The 15,310-nt window shown below is 44.5% G+C and carries 17 protein-coding genes; 7 read left to right on the plus strand and 10 right to left on the minus strand.

Annotated elements, in window-relative coordinates; translation table 11 throughout:
• Window positions 1–202 precede the first annotated feature (202 nt).
• A complete protein-coding gene (locus L1D60_RS02880) occupies window positions 203–2,044 on the plus strand; it encodes a hybrid-cluster NAD(P)-dependent oxidoreductase (protein WP_239839656.1) in 1,842 nt (613 codons plus the stop codon).
• A gap of 158 nt (window positions 2,045–2,202) precedes the next feature.
• Here L1D60_RS02880 and nadE read toward each other — a convergent pair whose 3' ends face one another.
• Window positions 2,203–3,033 (minus strand): ammonia-dependent NAD(+) synthetase, encoded by an 831-nt coding sequence (gene nadE, locus L1D60_RS02885; RefSeq protein WP_239839657.1) that lies wholly within the window; start codon window positions 3,031–3,033, stop codon window positions 2,203–2,205.
• A 107-nt stretch (window positions 3,034–3,140) separates the two neighbouring features.
• Here nadE and L1D60_RS02890 point away from each other — a divergent pair, with 107 nt between their 5' ends.
• Window positions 3,141–3,662, plus strand: coding sequence for a nicotinate-nicotinamide nucleotide adenylyltransferase (locus L1D60_RS02890; protein WP_239839658.1), 522 nt, complete (start codon window positions 3,141–3,143; stop codon window positions 3,660–3,662).
• A gap of 27 nt (window positions 3,663–3,689) precedes the next feature.
• A complete protein-coding gene (locus tag L1D60_RS02895; RefSeq protein ID WP_239839659.1) occupies window positions 3,690–4,175 on the plus strand; it encodes a hypothetical protein in 486 nt (161 codons plus the stop codon).
• A gap of 110 nt (window positions 4,176–4,285) precedes the next feature.
• Here the strand turns inward: L1D60_RS02895 and L1D60_RS02900 are convergent, their stop codons facing one another.
• Window positions 4,286–4,912 carry an AraC family transcriptional regulator gene (locus L1D60_RS02900; protein ID WP_239839660.1) on the minus strand — a complete coding sequence of 209 codons (627 nt, stop codon included), beginning with the start codon at window positions 4,910–4,912 and terminating at the stop codon, window positions 4,286–4,288.
• Window positions 4,913–5,088: 176 nt separating this feature from the next.
• Here L1D60_RS02900 and L1D60_RS02905 point away from each other — a divergent pair, with 176 nt between their 5' ends.
• Complete coding sequence (locus tag L1D60_RS02905; RefSeq protein WP_239839661.1) at window positions 5,089–6,195, plus strand: 1-acyl-sn-glycerol-3-phosphate acyltransferase; 1,107 nt, start codon at window positions 5,089–5,091, stop codon at window positions 6,193–6,195.
• 113 nt (window positions 6,196–6,308) lie between these two features.
• On the opposite strand, the gene L1D60_RS02910 is transcribed toward L1D60_RS02905, so the two are convergent.
• On the minus strand, window positions 6,309–6,908 hold the full coding sequence (locus L1D60_RS02910) for a hypothetical protein (protein ID WP_239839662.1): 600 nt from the start codon (window positions 6,906–6,908) through the stop codon (window positions 6,309–6,311).
• A gap of 139 nt (window positions 6,909–7,047) precedes the next feature.
• On the opposite strand from L1D60_RS02910, the gene L1D60_RS02915 reads away from it, so the two are divergent.
• Entirely contained in the window at window positions 7,048–7,311 is a 264-nt protein-coding gene (locus tag L1D60_RS02915; protein WP_239840433.1) for a DUF1496 domain-containing protein, read from the plus strand.
• A 29-nt stretch (window positions 7,312–7,340) separates the two neighbouring features.
• Here L1D60_RS02915 and L1D60_RS02920 read toward each other — a convergent pair whose 3' ends face one another.
• On the minus strand, window positions 7,341–7,640 hold the full coding sequence (locus L1D60_RS02920; protein WP_239839663.1) for a YfcZ/YiiS family protein: 300 nt from the start codon (window positions 7,638–7,640) through the stop codon (window positions 7,341–7,343).
• A 529-nt stretch (window positions 7,641–8,169) separates the two neighbouring features.
• Here L1D60_RS02920 and L1D60_RS02925 point away from each other — a divergent pair.
• The gene (locus tag L1D60_RS02925) at window positions 8,170–8,631 is read left to right on the plus strand and encodes a TetR/AcrR family transcriptional regulator (RefSeq protein ID WP_032550453.1); all 462 of its coding nucleotides are present in this window, start codon (window positions 8,170–8,172) and stop codon (window positions 8,629–8,631) included.
• Between the two features lie 267 nt (window positions 8,632–8,898).
• On the opposite strand, the gene L1D60_RS02930 is transcribed toward L1D60_RS02925, so the two are convergent.
• The 6 genes from L1D60_RS02930 to L1D60_RS02955 form a co-directional block, all read right to left on the minus strand.
• Complete coding sequence (locus L1D60_RS02930) at window positions 8,899–9,681, minus strand: heme ABC transporter ATP-binding protein (protein WP_239839664.1); 783 nt, start codon at window positions 9,679–9,681, stop codon at window positions 8,899–8,901.
• Window positions 9,681–10,718 (minus strand): iron ABC transporter permease, encoded by a 1,038-nt coding sequence (locus L1D60_RS02935; RefSeq protein ID WP_239839665.1) that lies wholly within the window; start codon window positions 10,716–10,718, stop codon window positions 9,681–9,683. Before L1D60_RS02935 ends, L1D60_RS02930 begins: the two co-directional genes overlap by 1 nt.
• Window positions 10,719–10,753: 35 nt before the next feature.
• Entirely contained in the window at window positions 10,754–11,665 is a 912-nt protein-coding gene (locus tag L1D60_RS02940; protein ID WP_239839666.1) for an ABC transporter substrate-binding protein, read from the minus strand.
• A 119-nt stretch (window positions 11,666–11,784) separates the two neighbouring features.
• Window positions 11,785–12,201: a biopolymer transporter ExbD gene (locus tag L1D60_RS02945; protein ID WP_239839667.1), complete on the minus strand. Its 417-nt coding sequence runs from the start codon at window positions 12,199–12,201 to the stop codon at window positions 11,785–11,787.
• Between the two features lie 2 nt (window positions 12,202–12,203).
• On the minus strand, window positions 12,204–12,893 hold the full coding sequence (locus tag L1D60_RS02950) for a MotA/TolQ/ExbB proton channel family protein (protein ID WP_239839668.1): 690 nt from the start codon (window positions 12,891–12,893) through the stop codon (window positions 12,204–12,206).
• A gap of 3 nt (window positions 12,894–12,896) precedes the next feature.
• Window positions 12,897–13,718 (minus strand): energy transducer TonB, encoded by an 822-nt coding sequence (locus L1D60_RS02955; protein ID WP_239840434.1) that lies wholly within the window; start codon window positions 13,716–13,718, stop codon window positions 12,897–12,899.
• Between the two features lie 161 nt (window positions 13,719–13,879).
• On the opposite strand from L1D60_RS02955, the gene hutW reads away from it, so the two are divergent.
• On the plus strand, window positions 13,880–15,289 hold the full coding sequence (gene hutW / locus L1D60_RS02960; protein ID WP_239839669.1) for a heme anaerobic degradation radical SAM methyltransferase ChuW/HutW: 1,410 nt from the start codon (window positions 13,880–13,882) through the stop codon (window positions 15,287–15,289).
• The last annotated feature ends 21 nt before the right edge of the window (window positions 15,290–15,310 follow it).

Genomic DNA, 15,310 nt, shown 5'->3' on the forward strand with positions numbered 1-15,310 from the left:
TCAATGAAGTTCTAGAGGTCTCACCTTGCAGGTTACTCTGAAGCTGCAAGGTCTCTATTTTTATAACACGACCAATGGTTAAAAGTATATTTAGCTCACTTCTCAATATAATAGCTGAGTATCAAGTGTTTAGTGCGAGTCAGTTCCTAAAACTATGTGCATTTGTTAGCATTGTTAAAAATCTAATAACATTGGAGTCGTTATGTCAAAGTCCTCGGAAGTGCAAAGTCCTTATCTCTCGCAGGTGAATGTTTACCCTGTTAAATCAGTTGGCGGGATTTCACTATCAAGTGCATGGGTAGAGAAACAAGGTCTGAGTTTTGACCGACGTTTTATGTTGGCGTTGGCAGATGGATCAATGGTGACGGCTCGTAAGTACCCACAAATGGTGAAAGTGTCATCTAGTTTGCAACCTGATGGCTTGATTTTCACTTGTGAGGGTAGGCCTGCTCTGCGTTTGAAATACAGCGAGTTCAAAATGCAGGAGACACCGGCAACGGTTTGGAAAGACAATTTCATGGCTTACACCACAAATGATGCTGCTGATGATTGGTTCAGCGACGTTCTTGGACAACGTGTCGAGTTACTGTTTACTGGTGAGCAGTCTAACCGTGTGCGTGAGAAACTTGGTCATAACGTAAGCTTTGCCGATGGTTACCCGCTTCTTATTATTAGCGAAGCATCATTAGAAGAGCTAAACCGCCGTAGCCCAGAGCTACATACCATGGACCAATTTCGCACTAACTTAGTGGTGTCGAATACGGAAGCCTTTGGAGAAGATGGTTGGAAACGAATTCGAATCGGTGAAGTCGAGTTTGAAGCGGTGAAGCCTTGCCAGCGCTGCATCTTAACCACGGTTGATGTGGATAAAGGTGAGTTTCGACCTTCTAAGGAGCCACTGAATACCTTCTCTCAATTCCGAGCTGATGAGACTGGGGGCGTTTTCTTTGGCCAGAATCTTGTCGCGAAAAATGAAGGTGTGATTAAAGCAGGCGATAAGATTGAAGTGCTTGAGACCAAGCCTAAAGAACAGTATGAAGATACGTGGGTTGAGTCACTGCACTTAACATGTGTTGAACGTGAAGAGATCGCACGAGACTTCACCACATTTTGGTTAGAGCCTGCGAAAGGTGACAAGGTCTTACCTAGTTATCAGCCGGGTCAGCATCTTCCGATTGAAATGACTATCGATGGCGAAAAAGTTTCGCGTCGCTATACGTTGTCTTCTAGTCCATCACGAGCGGGTCGTCTCGCTATCTCGGTGAAACGTGTCGATGATGGTCGAATCTCAAACTGGTTAAATGATCATTTCCAGGTCGGAGATATGCTAGTGGCGCAAAACCCAGACGGCGCTTTCTATCTCGAAGAGAATCCAAGTCACCCACTATTGCTGCTTTCTGCGGGCAGCGGTGTCACGCCTATGCTTTCGATGCTGCGTTACCTTTCTGACCACAACCAAGTGGACGATGTGGTGTTCTATCATCAATGCAGCAGTGAGTTGGACATTCCTTATCAACAAGAGATTCAAGAGATTGCCGATAAGCATCCAGGCCTGAAAGTGATTTACTCACTAAGTCAGCCTGCCAAAGATTGGCAAGGATTGTCTGGGCGCTTGAGTGTTTCTCACATCGCGAAAATCGACGATCTTCATCGACGCCAAGCATTTGTGTGTGGCCCAGACGGTTTCATGGAGAACGCCAAAAAGATGCTGATTCAAATGGGATTGAACCCACAGCATTACCATCAAGAAGCATTTGGTGTTAATCAAGCGACTGAAGAAGCGGTGAAAACCCTACAGTTGAGTGTGAATGGTTACCTGTTTGAAGGCAACAACCAAGGTACTCTGCTTGACCAAGCAGAAGCCGCGGGTGTTTCAATTGCGTCAAGCTGTCGAGCTGGATTCTGCGGGGCATGTAAGGTGACTCTAGAGTCGGGGCAAGTGCATCAACCTGATGTTCCAGCGCTGCAAGATCATGAGCGTAACATGGGGCAAGTATTGGCGTGTTGCTGTGTACCACAAACTGATATTGAAGTTGTCGATTAAGTTGATGGCTTAGCCGAGAAAGGCCAGTAGACGTTAGTAATAAAACGAAATAGTAACAAAACGAAATGAAAAGGCCGACGGTGAACTCACCGTCGGCCTTTTGCTTAGCTAATCTCGTGTTTTATAGGTGCGCGATTTATTACGCCAGTAGCCAGAGTTTAGTCGTAGATCGTTGGGATCGGTTGACGTTTGTGCTGGGTCGCTTGGTAGATGCTTACTAGACGATCAGAAACCTCTTTAGATACTTCTTTGCCTTCAAGGAAGTCATCAATTTGGTCGTAAGTTAGGTTAAGTGCATCTTCGTCCGCTTTTTGTGGATCGAGTTCTTCTAGATCAGCTGTCGGTACCTTCTTAACCAGCAGCTCTGGTGCACCCAGTGTCGCTGCAAGTTCACGAACTTGGCGCTTGCTTAGGCCAAACAGTGGTGCAAGGTCACATGCGCCATCACCATGCTTAGTGTAGAAACCTGTGATGTTTTCTGCTGAGTGGTCAGTACCGATGACCAAGCCACCTACATAGCCCGCAATTTCGTATTGAGCAATCATACGAGCACGCGCTTTTACGTTGCCTTTCACAAAGTCAATCTTAGCTGAATCTGTTGGGAGTAGACCTGTGCCTTCAAGCGCAACATGAGACGCAGCATGCAGGCCATCAACGCCCGATTTAATGTTTACTGAAACAGATTGAGATGGCTGGATGAAAGAGAGAGCTAGCTGCGCTTCATCTTCGTCTTTTTGCTCACCGTAAGGTAGGCGAACTGCAATAAACTGGTAATCGTTGCTGTTGCTTGATTCGTTAAGGCTGTCTACTGCTAGCTGAGCGAGACGTCCACATGTTGTTGAGTCAACACCACCGCTGATACCCAGTACAAGCGACTTACATCCTGATTGTTGTAATTTGGTTTTGATGAACTCTACGCGACGATCTACTTCAAATTGAGCGTCAATTGATGGGAGAACGCGCATTTCATCACGAATTAACTGTTCCATTCGTATTCCTTTCCTGCAAGCAAATTGAAATCTAGTGTTATCATACCGAAATCAAGAGAGATAAAAACCTCTTTACACAGTGAGATAAAAGAAGGCAGCAACAAGCGATGGAAAAAATAGCGGTTTTTGGTAGTGCGTTTAACCCACCAAGTTTAGGGCATAAAAGTGTCATTGAATCTTTGGTGCACTTCGACCGAATTTTATTGGTACCCAGCATTGCCCACGCATGGGGGAAAACCATGTTGGACTATGATATTCGATGTCAGCTTGTTGAGGCATTTATCAATGACTTGGCTATTGAGCAAGTTGAACTATCTTTAGTAGAGCAAAGTTTGTACACCCCCGGTGAGAGCGTCACAACGTACGCGGTATTAGAAAAGCTTCAAGAATCTCATCCAACGGCCGATATAACTTTTGTCATCGGGCCGGATAACTTCTTTAAGTTCTCGTCTTTTTATAAGTCAGACGAGATCACTGAGCGTTGGTCTGTGATGGCTTGCCCAGAAAAAGTAAAGGTTCGTAGCACCGATATCCGCAAAGCGATAACAAATGGTGATGACTTTACAAATTTGAGTACAAAGTCAGTTACAAATATCTTGCAAGACGGCGGGCTGTATAAGACAATGTAGTCCTTAATCCTAAGAGGTCAGAGCACTATGCTAAAAAGAGCACTCTTAACGACAAGCTTCGTCGTTACCTTCAGCCTGCACGCGCATGCTGAGTGTGATCTATTCAGCCTAGACTCGATCATGTTTGACTCAGATGAGCAGACAACATGCCTCAACTTTTCAGACAGCCTTGAATCTTTCAGTCAACGAATGCTGAGCCTGAGTGGTTTCAGCGATGAAACGGAAGCATCTACAAATGACTACTGGTCTGATTGGGTACTGAAAACTAAAGACTCACCTATCATCACCCAAAGTATTAGCTCAAATTATGTTGGTTTGGGTATGTGGTTCCCTGAAGATCTCGAAGACAAAAAGTACGACATGACCACAGAAGAGTGGATCCTAAACCATGGCTTGCAGTTGAGTATTGGCTTTGGTGAGAAGTCAGTGGGTGAGCCTCGTATGCGTTTCGATTATCGTTGGCACGATGCCAGGGAAGCCGACATGATGATGCAGATCGAGTTCCCGTTCTAACATAGCGCATCTCAAGCAAGATATAGGCTGTAGAAAATCAATTCGAATTAAAAAAGCCGCGACACTCATTGTGTTCGCGGCTTTTTGTTGTTCTGGCTAATTGTTTCAGTTTATAGCGTATCGCCAAACACAAGCATACACAGCTGCTCAAATTCTTCGGTTTGACCTGAGAACAACTCATCGATCACTTTCTCTTTCTTCTGGCCAGATTGCATGCGCTTTTTCGCTTCACGCATTACCATCACAAGCGTCTGTTCTTGAGAAAGCGGCGAGTCTTCAATATTCCAGCTATTGAAGCGCTGAGATAATTCGCTTTCACACAGCAGTGGCTTAAAGGTCAACACCTCTTGCTTAACGACCGCTAGCAGCTCTTTGAAGGTAGGGGATGCGTTGTTAGTATCTTTGTTTTTAACAGCCAACGTTGCCAGTTTATCGAGCAGCGCTTGAGACAATGGCGTTTGGTTAACGTAGCCCGCTTGCTTAGGGAAGGCATCGGTTAGGCGCACTGAAAAGTCGACGCGTGCGATTCGCGTGTTTGGAAAGTAGGTGAGGGAAGTTAAGCAATCAAACGGGATCCAAAGGCTCTGGCCTGGCTCAATTGCGTGTTCCTGTTTACCAATCTTAATCAAAACTAATCCGCTTGCGACGGATACAAGGCTATGTTTTACCACTTTTTTTCTAGGAGTGATTTCTAGGTGGGAGTAGTAAGCCGATGTGTATTCGATAGCGAAGTTCATAGAAGGTCCTTAGTTTTGCGGCCGCTAAGATTACCGTTAATTTTAACGTATGCCAACAATAATGCAGGTAAATCCGATGTTTCTGGTCTGACCTTGTCAAAAGTATGGGCTCTGTAGCTGCGAGAAAGCAAAACAATGCGTAGAATGAGCCAGCTTTTTATTAGATGTAGTGAAAAATGACCTCTCAGACTGATCCATATATTGATATCCGTCCTTATAATGACGACGAAATTCCTGCGGCACTCGATCGCCTAATCAATGATGAAGAATTCATCAGCGCGATCCTAAACTATCGTTTCTCGAATCACGCAGCTTGGTTCCAAGCAATCATGAGCCCAATCTTGCGTGTTTACCTAAAAATGAAGTGGAGCAAGCTGCAGAGCGTAGAAGCGATTCAGATCGAAGTGAAAAAGTACCTTCGTGATACCTTAGCGAATACCACTAAAGGTGTGACTTACACTGGGCTTGAGTCGTTAGATCAAAATCAGTCTTACTTGTTTGTCTCTAACCACCGCGATATCGCCATGGATCCGGCTTTGGTTAACTATGCACTGCATCAGCAAAACCACAACACATGCCGTATTGCGATTGGTGATAACCTGCTTAAGAAGCCATGCGCGACTGAACTTATGCGTTTGAACAAGAGCTTTATTGTTAAGCGCTCGCTTAAAGGGCCGCGTGAGATGATGAAAGCGCTTGGTCAACTCTCTTCTTATATCAAGCACTCTCTAGATACTGGAAACTCTATCTGGATTGCGCAGAAAGAGGGACGTGCGAAAGATGGCAACGACTTCACTGATCCAGCAATCCTTAAGATGTTCCACGTTGAAGGACGTAAACAGAAAGTCGCATTCGCCGAGTATGTGAAATCGCTGAAAATCGTTCCGGTTGCGATCTCTTACGAGAATGATCCATGTGATACTGCTAAAGCGCTTGAACTGTTTGAAAAAGACGTCAATGGTTCATATGAAAAAGGTGAATTTGAAGATATCGAAAGCATCATTCAAGGTATTGTTGGCAATAAAGGCCATGTACATGTTGGCTTTGGTTCAGTGATTGAACAAGATTTTGAAACACCTGAAGCATTGGCTGAAGAGATTGACCGTCAGATCCATGAGAACTATAAGTTGTTCCCAGTTAATCTGCTTGCAGCAGACAAAGAAGACGATAGCATCACTGACGCAGTAAAACGTGAGTTTGAAGAGAAACTGTCAAGCATTCCTCAAGGCGCTCATCAGTATCTGATCAATAGTTATGCTAACCCGGTAAAGAACGTCGGCTAATTTAGTCTCTTAATTTAACGACTAGCTTAACGACGAACTTGTGAAATATAAAAAGGAGCGTGATGCTCCTTTTTTGATCGCTTTACATAACAATCCGTCATACTGGAACCAGTTTAGCGGGCTACGGCGCCCCCCAAGTTCAGTGTCGTTGGCCACTTGCTAATAACATTACCACCAAGATAGATATTGCCATTCACTGTCATCACGTCGGGAAACTGCGTAATCGCAGAGCCACCAATATAAAGGTTACCTTCAACCACGATACCATTTGGTAATTCGGCCAATGGGGTTCGGATTAAGCTCAAGTCGCCTTTTACACGGAAGCCATTTGGCAACTTCTTTAGGGGGGTATCGGTGAAGTTGATAAACCCACCAACCTTGACTCCTTTCGGCCAATTTTGAATCTGACTACCAAGTAAGTTGGCATAGCCTTTGATGGAAGTGCCTGATGGTACACGACTGAGTAAGCTGTTGGCGGCTTGTAGGCTACCACCGATTTCTAGCCCTTTGGGCAGTCGTTTTATCGAAGTTTTCTCTATATTTAAATTACCTTTGACGATCAGCCCACTTGGTAACTCTGTATACGGCTTATTGCGTAGATAGAGATTTCCGTAATTGTCGAGATGATTCAATATTTGATAGTGATCGAGGGGCTGGGAATAACTATTTGATATGGTGAGTAAGCACGCAAGCAATGTGACAATTCTGAGCATAATGGCGATCTTCTAACAGGGTTGTGCTTACTATATCGGAATTTGCATACGAGCCCAGAAATATTGCCGATAATTGTTAATTTTAGCTAATTAAAAAGAGAGCGAAATATAAGTGAAAAGATTAAATGCAATTAAAGTCATATCTTTGACAGTAATCGCGGGTCTATTTGGGAATAACGCAAACGTTTATGCCGACAATATTATTTCGGTACCAGCGAAAAAAGCCGTGATTGTTTCACAAAAGAATACGCACCCAAGGGTCTGTTATTATGACGACAAGGCATACAGCTTAGGGGCTGTGTTAGAAATATCTGGTGTTGTGATTCAGTGTGCTGAGCAGAATGATTTTGAGTCAAATGGAGCACTTTCCTGGAAAACTCTCGAAAAAAAAGACGAGCAATAGGCTCGTCTTTAACAATTGAGTAGGGCGCGTTATCGAGCGATTGAACGAGTTTTTAGTTCAAAAATAATCTTCTCTGCGCTTACTTCGAACTTAAAACGTGTACGTAGTTCGTTGCTTTCTTCTGTTAGATCCGTTGATTCAAACTCAACGCTGCTTGAAACTTGTTTAGCTAAATCAATGTACTTAGCTAGCTCTGCTTCCATTGCTTCTTTCGAGTTACCGTAGATTACAACTTCCGCTACATCGTCGCCTTCTTTAATGATGAAACCCATTTCGCCTGCACAACCGCAAGCTTCGCATACATCATTAGTGCCAACATCTTGGTTCATAAATAATCCTCTTACAAAATCTGCGGTTATTTTACCGAGCAATTTGATCTGTATCTACAAAAATTAAATCCTTTGGCCTATCTTGCATTGGTATGCTATGTTGTTTGTTGAGGAAAACAATGAGCATGGCGTTTTATAAATATGAATATGGGTGTGATCAAGCTCATATTTTTCTGAAAATTAGTGTCATTAATTTGTCAGAATATCATTCAGTTAGTTGCACCCTGAATGATTTTATAAGAGTATCTATCGCTTGATAGGTATTTATATAATGAATTTATTGTTTCGCATTTCATATTCTAAGCGGTTATTTTAAAACACTGCTTTAGAACGGTAAGGTGATTTCCGAAGACGAATTAAACAAAGTGCGCAAAGACGCAACACTGTAAAATTGGTCGTACAGAGTATTGTCGTGCTTTTAGGCGTAAATACTTGCGAAAAATCGCCTTACTCACATAATGCTGATAACGATTTTCATTCTGACTTCATTTGATGAGTTAGATGGATTTACAAAAAGAAGAGCCTGAATATGCCAAAGCGTAGTAAAGAAGATACAGAAATCACTATCCAGAAAATCATGGATGCCGTAGTTGACCAGCTACTAAGACTGGGTTACGACAAAATGTCATACACGACGTTGAGTCAACAAACGGGTGTTTCTCGTACTGGTATTAGCCACCACTTTCCAAAGAAGACAGATTTTACGGCAGCGCTTGATGGTCGTATCTTCAAAATGTTCATGGAACACATTGATTTTGAAAATGGTCTAGATGCATTTTCTGATAGCTGGATTAAAGCCCTGGAAGATGCTGAGTTCCTAGCAATCTTACGCCTGCTATTCCACCATATCGTTACTTCAGAAAGCGCACACGAGTTCGCAGCAAACGGTATTGATCGTCTATACAAACTGACTGAAACTCAGTTTGGTGACACAAGCGGTAAAGAACTAGAATGGTTAATTGGTAAGTCTCTGATTCAAATGAGCAAATAATCCATTGAAAGAAAAGCTTCTCATTAGGAGCTTTTTTTGTGCCTGCTGTTTCATGGTCTACAATCCTTTGGCTCTTATGTTTGACCTAAAGACAATGAGGTAACCACGTTAAAAAGTAATGAATTTGGCACATCTAATCGTTCGATTTTTTGTGAATCTTTAGCAAGAACACCTATTGTTGATTTGGACAATAGCTTAAATGGCCGTGAACGGCGTTTTAAGCCTTTAGAAACTAAAAAGAGCACCATGAGGTGCTCTTTTTGTTTTTTAGCCAGCAGGATGGACTTGAGGGAAGCTCATCGTTGGATGTTTTTCAACGATACTTCGATATCCATAGACGTCTTCAATCATCTCAGGTTTTAGTGCCTCCCACGGCGTCCCATCACAGACGAGCTGTCCATCTTTCAGAACCACTAAACGATCCGAATATTGCGCCGCGAGGTTTAAGTCATGGAGCACTACAATCACCGCTGCGTTTTGCTCGTCAGCCATCTTACGGGCGATTTTTAACGTGTTGTGTTGATGAGCAAGATCAAGAGCTGAGGTTGGCTCATCGAGCATCAATACACATTGATCACCTGAATGGTGCAGTTGAGTTAACACGCGAGCTAAGTGCACACGCTGCTTCTCACCGCCTGAAAGCGATGGGTACAGACGTTGAGCTAAATGAGAGACATCTGCAGCCTCCATTTTCTCTTGCGCGATTCTAGTCAGTGTTCGGTTGGGTTCTTGCAGTGGAATGCCACCAAGCTCAACTACTTCGTTCGCGAGGAATGGGAACGTGAGCGTACTGTGCTGTGGGAGCATGGCTAAATGCTTGGCCAGCGTACCCGGTGACCATAGTGATCTGTCTCGACCAAAGTAATTGATGTGACCTTGGCTTTCAATCTCTTGGCATAACGCCTTGAGTAATGTGCTTTTTCCAGCACCATTTGGGCCAAGAAGTGTGGTGACTTTACCTGCTTCGATCTCGATAGAGACATTATCTAGAATAACTTTACTGCCAAACTTTACATGAATGTCGCTGGCTTTTAAGGCTGGGGAGTGCATTACAAAATTCTCCCTTTTTGTTGGAACAGTAGATAGAGGAAAAATGGTGCGCCGATGATCGCGGTGACAATGCCAACCGGTAGTTCGGCAGGTGCTAGTACCACGCGTGAAAACATATCCGCAGCGGTCAGTAATAGCGCGCCCAATACTGCTGATAATGGAAGTAAGATGCGGTGATCTGGACCTGCGAGCATGCGACCCAAATGAGGAATTACTAGGCCAATGAATCCAATCATACCCGATAGGCTTACCGTAATACCCACACCTGCTGCCGTCAGCAAGATCAACTGGCGTTTGAGCTTTTGAACGGGAATACCTAAGTGTTGTGCTTCTGATTCACCTAGGAGTAGGGCGTTTAGCGACATAGCTTGGCGATAAAACAAGATAAACAGTACAACCAAGGTAACAAGGGCCAAAATAATCCCTGACCATTTAGCTCCTGCCAATGACCCCATCGACCATAAAGAAAGATCCCTAAGCATTTGATCATCAGCGATGAAGTTTAAAAAGCCAATACCAGCACCTGACAGGGCACTAATCGCGACGCCTGCCAATAGCATGATGGTCACGGAAGTACCGAACTTGCCTGTACCCAGCTTATAAACTAAAAGTGTCGTTAATGCGCCGCCAAGGAAAGCAAATACAGGAACCGCAGCAAAGTTCATGAAACCTGGGTAGTTAAGGCTCAATTCAGAAAATAGAACGATTGCCAACGCCGCACCTAATGCAGCACCTGCAGAAACACCAATGATCCCCGGCTCTGCTAATGGGTTTCTGAACAGCCCCTGCATAACAGCGCCACATAGCGCCAATATTGCACCAATCACCATACAGAGAATGGTTCGAGGCAGTCGGATCTCTTGAATCACGAGGTTGATATGAGGAGCAAGTTCGTTGTTTGGGATAAACAAGCTAGCCGCACTGTCACTCAAGCTAATGTTCATTGGCCCAACAGTAATCGAAAACAAGGCAATGAAGACTAAGGCGATACCAAAGCCTGTCATTGAGGTTTTTAAAGGGACGGTTCTTAACAGCATAATGAGAGCCTTAAACTAAACGCACAATCAGTAAATTAATTCGGGTAAAAACGTGCGTTTAAGCGTTTTGCTTCGGCAAGACTTGCTAAGCCAAGACCGCCTACCAGTGCGCTACCGTTAACGGTAATGATTTGTTTGTTCATGCCTGCTGGGGTTGCGGCGAGCATTGGTAGCGATTTGAGAATGGCATCTGCACCGCCCATCTTTTGGTAACTACGACCACTGACAAGAATGATATCTGGCTGCATCTCCACCATAGACTCCATAGATAGTGGTTTGTATGAAGTTAAGCTATCCGCGGCTGGGTTAATACCACCCGCAAGCTCGATGATCGCGTTTGGAGAGGTCTCACTGCCCGCAACATTCGCTGGGCGACCTTCGTGAAGTAATAAGAACAGCACTTTTTTAGCTTCATTTTGAGGAACTTGGTTAGCTTCAAGCGCAGCGATTTTCTTATTCACGCTCTCTTTTACCGCTTTAGAGTTCTCTTCTGTATGCGTGATCTCTGCGATTTGGTCGATACGCTTAAGTAGGCCCTCTACGCTTGCTTCTGTGTTAACAATTTCAACATCAACCCCTGCAGATTTGAGTTGTGAAATTGCGGTATCTGGACCCATTTCATCAGAGCCGATTAGAGTGGTAGGTTGCAGAGCAATAAGCCCTTCTGCTGATAGATTACGGTGGTAGCCAATTTTAGGAAGTTTGTCTGATTGCGGGAAACGGCTGGTAACATCAATTGCGACCAGTTGATCTTCGGCGCCAAGTGCCAACACGAGTTCCGTGACTGCACTACCGGCACTGATAATGCGTTGTTGGTGCGCATCGTCGGCCGCAATCGCTGAATGAGTTGCGAGGGAGAAGCCTAAAAGCGCTGCCATCGAAAGTAGCCCCTTCTTAAGCGGCTTTTTAATTGAATGATTGTGATTGAGCTCTTTAATTGTATTCATAATTCTATTCTTATTGTCTGTTTTTGTCGGTTCGCATATATGGCCGACATGATTTGAAATCTTTACGAGGCGTAGATTGGTGCCTACGCCTTTGAGGTTTGCCGCCTAATGTCGGCTGCTTATTCGCCTTCAGTCAGTAGTTGCGTTGCTGGGATACCGTTGTCCTGTAGGAAGGAGAGCAACTTAACGAGGTTCTGCACATCTGCGGTTTTATCCGCACCTATGATGATTGGCTTTTTGCTGTCACCAGAACCGACTTCTTCAAGTAACGCTAACTTAAAGTTCTCCCAATCAATGTACTCTTTGCCATTGATTGCCCAGTAAGGTTCGCGGTTAAGCAGGTTTACGCTGATCGAGTCTTTATGCACCTCAGACACATTGCTGCTGTCATTACTTGGTAACTCAACGTCTAACGACTCCAACTTCACGGAAGCGGTAAGAAGCAAGAACACCATCACGATAAAGATAATGTCCAAAAGTGGCGTCAGATCAGGCGCTAAGCTTGATGCATTGTGATTCTGAGAGACTTTGATCATGACTAGCGCGCACCTTCCGTTGCAGCAGTCTGCTGAGATGACGTAATTTGAGTGGTGGTTGGTTGCATCGACATGCCTTCTAACCACACGTTGACGTAGTTCAGTGTGTGCTCCAATTTCGCCAATACTCTGTCGGCCCATAAACCAAGCAGTTGTGCACCGGAAATGGCGGGAAGAGCGATGATCAAACCAGCTGCGGTGGTGCGCATCGCAAGGCCAAGTCCATCAGCTAGGTCATTCGGGGTGATACTGCCCGTTGTCGCAGCGACGCCTTTAAACATTTCAATGAGACCGAGAACGGTACCCAGTAGGCCGATCAGTGGGCTGATCACGCCAATCAAACCAAGCAGTCTTAAACCTGCATGTAGCTGGTGGCGTTTCTCTTGAAGCCAAATACCTGCGGCATCTTCGCGCAGTCCCTTTGAAAAAGAGTGGTGAGCCAGTACCATCGAAACGCCTTTGTAGAGCAGAGGTCGCTTGTTGGACAGGTCAGCGGCTAGCGTTTCAATCTGGCGAGTATCTGTTGGTTCGATCTGGTGAAGCTCTTTACGAATAGCGCGGCGTCCAACACCGATACTCAGCATCACTTGGAAAATACGCTCAACGATGATCATGGCAGTAAGTGCTGAGCAGATAAGCAAAGGCCACGTCATTAGGCCGAGTTGCTCTTGTAAATAACTGATTTGTTGCATGTGTTAGTCCAACTTAAAACGAACAGGTACTTGTACACGGTGAGCGATTGCTCGACCATTTACGGTGTGTGGTGAGAATTTCCATTTTTTGATCGCATCAAGTGCAGCCTTATCAAGAAGTAGGGCACCTGAAGAATTCACTAATGCTTGCTTAACTTGCTTGCCGTCTTCATCAAGCCAGATTTCATAAGTAGCAACCCCTTCTACGCCTCTGCGTCTTGCTTGCCTAGGGTATTTAGGCGGTGTCGGACGCGCACTGAAGGTGGGTTTGGTCACTAGTACAGGTTCTATATTTGTAAGGCCTTGGTTTACCGCTTGAGGCTGAGCTTCATTGTGCTCTCTACGCTCTACTTTTTTCTCGGCTATCTTCTTATCGGGCTGTGGTTTAACAGGCTCAGGTTTCTTTTCCACCACTTTCTTTTCGACTGGTTTTTTCTGTACGGGCTTTTTCTTTGCCTGTTTTTTTACTGGTGGTTTCGGCTCAGTTTTTTTGACGAGCTCTTTTTTGGGCTCAGGTTTTGGTTTGTTAGTGATCGCTTCTTTTTTCGGCTTAACCTTTTTCGGTTCTGCTACTGGAGGTGGTGTCGGTTCTACAGGCGCCTCTGTAATTTCAGGTTCAGGAGTGACTTCAGATTCAACGGGTTCGGTAACCGTTTCTTCACGTTGAACGGATGTAGGACGTTGAGGCTTGAAATTGAGCGCAACGGTTTTAGATTCTGCGCCCGCTGGCATAGCAAATACCTTTGATTCTTGCGCGACAAACAATAACGCAGCATGAATCACCAATGAGGCTCCCCCCGCTATGACATACCTTGGAACGTTCACAATTAACCCTTCACCTAAACGAAAATCTGGCACCGATTATTGCTTAGAATCTAAATAAGATCAATTATCAATTGCATTATCATTTCAGGCTATTTATGATTCTCTCAGTTTTTAGCGAATAGTCTTCCAAGCTTTGCTCGGTAAGCGTTTAGGTAATTTATATGACTTTCAATATTTATAAATTTGACGAATCTGTTTTGGGTGTTTCAACACCGGATCCGTTGCGTTTTGCGTTTGCGAAAAAGCACTCTGCACATGCTGGTGGAAGTTCGACGCCGATTGCTCAAGATAAGAAGTTGAATTTATTCGATGAATTGATGCTGACGGAAGGCAAAAAGCAGGATAAACGTTGTCTGTATATTCACATTCCCTTTTGCAGAGTGCGTTGTACTTTTTGTAATTTCTTCCAAAACGCAGCCAGTCGCAAGCTTGTTGACGACTATTTCGAAGCTCTGCTTTGTGAATTAAAACAAAAAGCAAAAACGCCTTGGGCACAGTCTGGGCTTTTTCATGCGGTTTACATTGGTGGTGGTACACCGACCGATTTGTCAGCACTGCAAGTCGAGCAACTCGGTAAGGCAATTCGTGAACACTTCCCATTAGCAAACGATGTTGAAATGACCCTAGAGGGACGAATTAACCGTTTTAGTGATGAGATGTTTGATCGTGCACTAGAAGGTGGTTTCAACCGATTCTCTTTTGGTATTCAAAGCTTCAATACCAAGGTGCGTCGCAGCGCAAAAAGGTTAGACGACCGCGAAGTGGTTCTCGAGAGAATCAGCTCGTTGAGTAAAACCGAACAAGCCCCAATCGTACTTGACCTACTTTACGGATTGCCACACCAAACCATGGATGTGTTCGAGCAAGACTTACACGATTACATGTCGACAGGCGCTCACGGTATCGACCTATACCAACTGATCGTAGGTGGTGATGCGCCAATGTTGAACTTGGTTGATAAAGGCAAAATTCCGCCTCCTGCGACAACTCCTGATAAAGCAAGTATGTATTTGGCTGGCGTGGAGTTCATGGAAAAGCACAAGGTGAAGAAACTGAGTGTCAACCATTGGGCCCGCGATAATCGCGAACGCAGCATCTATAACAGTTTAGCTAAGACATATGCCGAAGTACTGCCTATCGGTTGTGGTGCCGGTGGTAACGTAGGTGGTCACGGCATCATGCAGCACCGAACGCTAGAGACTTACATGGATTCGGTTAAACGTGGCGAACTTCCAATCGCCATGATGACGAAGCAAAGCGAACTTGAACCTATCTTCTCTTCACTTAAAGCGGGTTTTGATTCTGGAGTGGTACGCAGAAGCTTATTGCCTACCTTCATGGGACAAGACACGTTTGACTATTTAAAACCTCTGTTTTCGCATTGGCAAAATAACGAACTGGTCCAATTATCTGAAGACTACTTAACTTTAACCAATGCGGGCAGCTTCTGGGCTGTGACATTAGCGCAAAGCGTTATTCAAATTTTGAATGCGGAGTACTTTGAAGCGAATCCACAAGCAAGACCTTCGCGTCCTGCTCATCACCCACATGCTGTAAAGAAACACGCATAATTAATAATGGAAATGAATTCA

This window comes from Vibrio sp. Isolate30, assembly GCF_022397975.1.
In the GTDB taxonomy this organism is placed as follows: Bacteria; Pseudomonadota; Gammaproteobacteria; order Enterobacterales; family Vibrionaceae; genus Vibrio; species Vibrio fortis.

Coding starts and splice junctions, on each gene's coding strand:
- L1D60_RS02880 (WP_239839656.1), top strand. CDS start 203: ATGTCAAAGTCCTCGGAAGTGCAAAGTCCTTATCTCTCGCAGGTGAAT.
- nadE (WP_239839657.1), bottom strand. CDS start 3,033: ATGGAACAGTTAATTCGTGATGAAATGCGCGTTCTCCCATCAATTGAC.
- L1D60_RS02905 (WP_239839661.1), top strand. CDS start 5,089: ATGACCTCTCAGACTGATCCATATATTGATATCCGTCCTTATAATGAC.
- L1D60_RS02940 (WP_239839666.1), bottom strand. CDS start 11,665: ATGAATACAATTAAAGAGCTCAATCACAATCATTCAATTAAAAAGCCG.
- L1D60_RS02930 (WP_239839664.1), bottom strand. CDS start 9,681: ATGCACTCCCCAGCCTTAAAAGCCAGCGACATTCATGTAAAGTTTGGC.
- L1D60_RS02910 (WP_239839662.1), bottom strand. CDS start 6,908: ATGCTCAGAATTGTCACATTGCTTGCGTGCTTACTCACCATATCAAAT.
- L1D60_RS02950 (WP_239839668.1), bottom strand. CDS start 12,893: ATGCAACAAATCAGTTATTTACAAGAGCAACTCGGCCTAATGACGTGG.
- L1D60_RS02920 (WP_239839663.1), bottom strand. CDS start 7,640: ATGAACCAAGATGTTGGCACTAATGATGTATGCGAAGCTTGCGGTTGT.
- L1D60_RS02890 (WP_239839658.1), top strand. CDS start 3,141: ATGGAAAAAATAGCGGTTTTTGGTAGTGCGTTTAACCCACCAAGTTTA.
- L1D60_RS02900 (WP_239839660.1), bottom strand. CDS start 4,912: ATGAACTTCGCTATCGAATACACATCGGCTTACTACTCCCACCTAGAA.
- L1D60_RS02895 (WP_239839659.1), top strand. CDS start 3,690: ATGCTAAAAAGAGCACTCTTAACGACAAGCTTCGTCGTTACCTTCAGC.
- L1D60_RS02935 (WP_239839665.1), bottom strand. CDS start 10,718: ATGCTGTTAAGAACCGTCCCTTTAAAAACCTCAATGACAGGCTTTGGT.
- L1D60_RS02945 (WP_239839667.1), bottom strand. CDS start 12,201: ATGATCAAAGTCTCTCAGAATCACAATGCATCAAGCTTAGCGCCTGAT.
- hutW (WP_239839669.1), top strand. CDS start 13,880: ATGACTTTCAATATTTATAAATTTGACGAATCTGTTTTGGGTGTTTCA.
- L1D60_RS02925 (WP_032550453.1), top strand. CDS start 8,170: ATGCCAAAGCGTAGTAAAGAAGATACAGAAATCACTATCCAGAAAATC.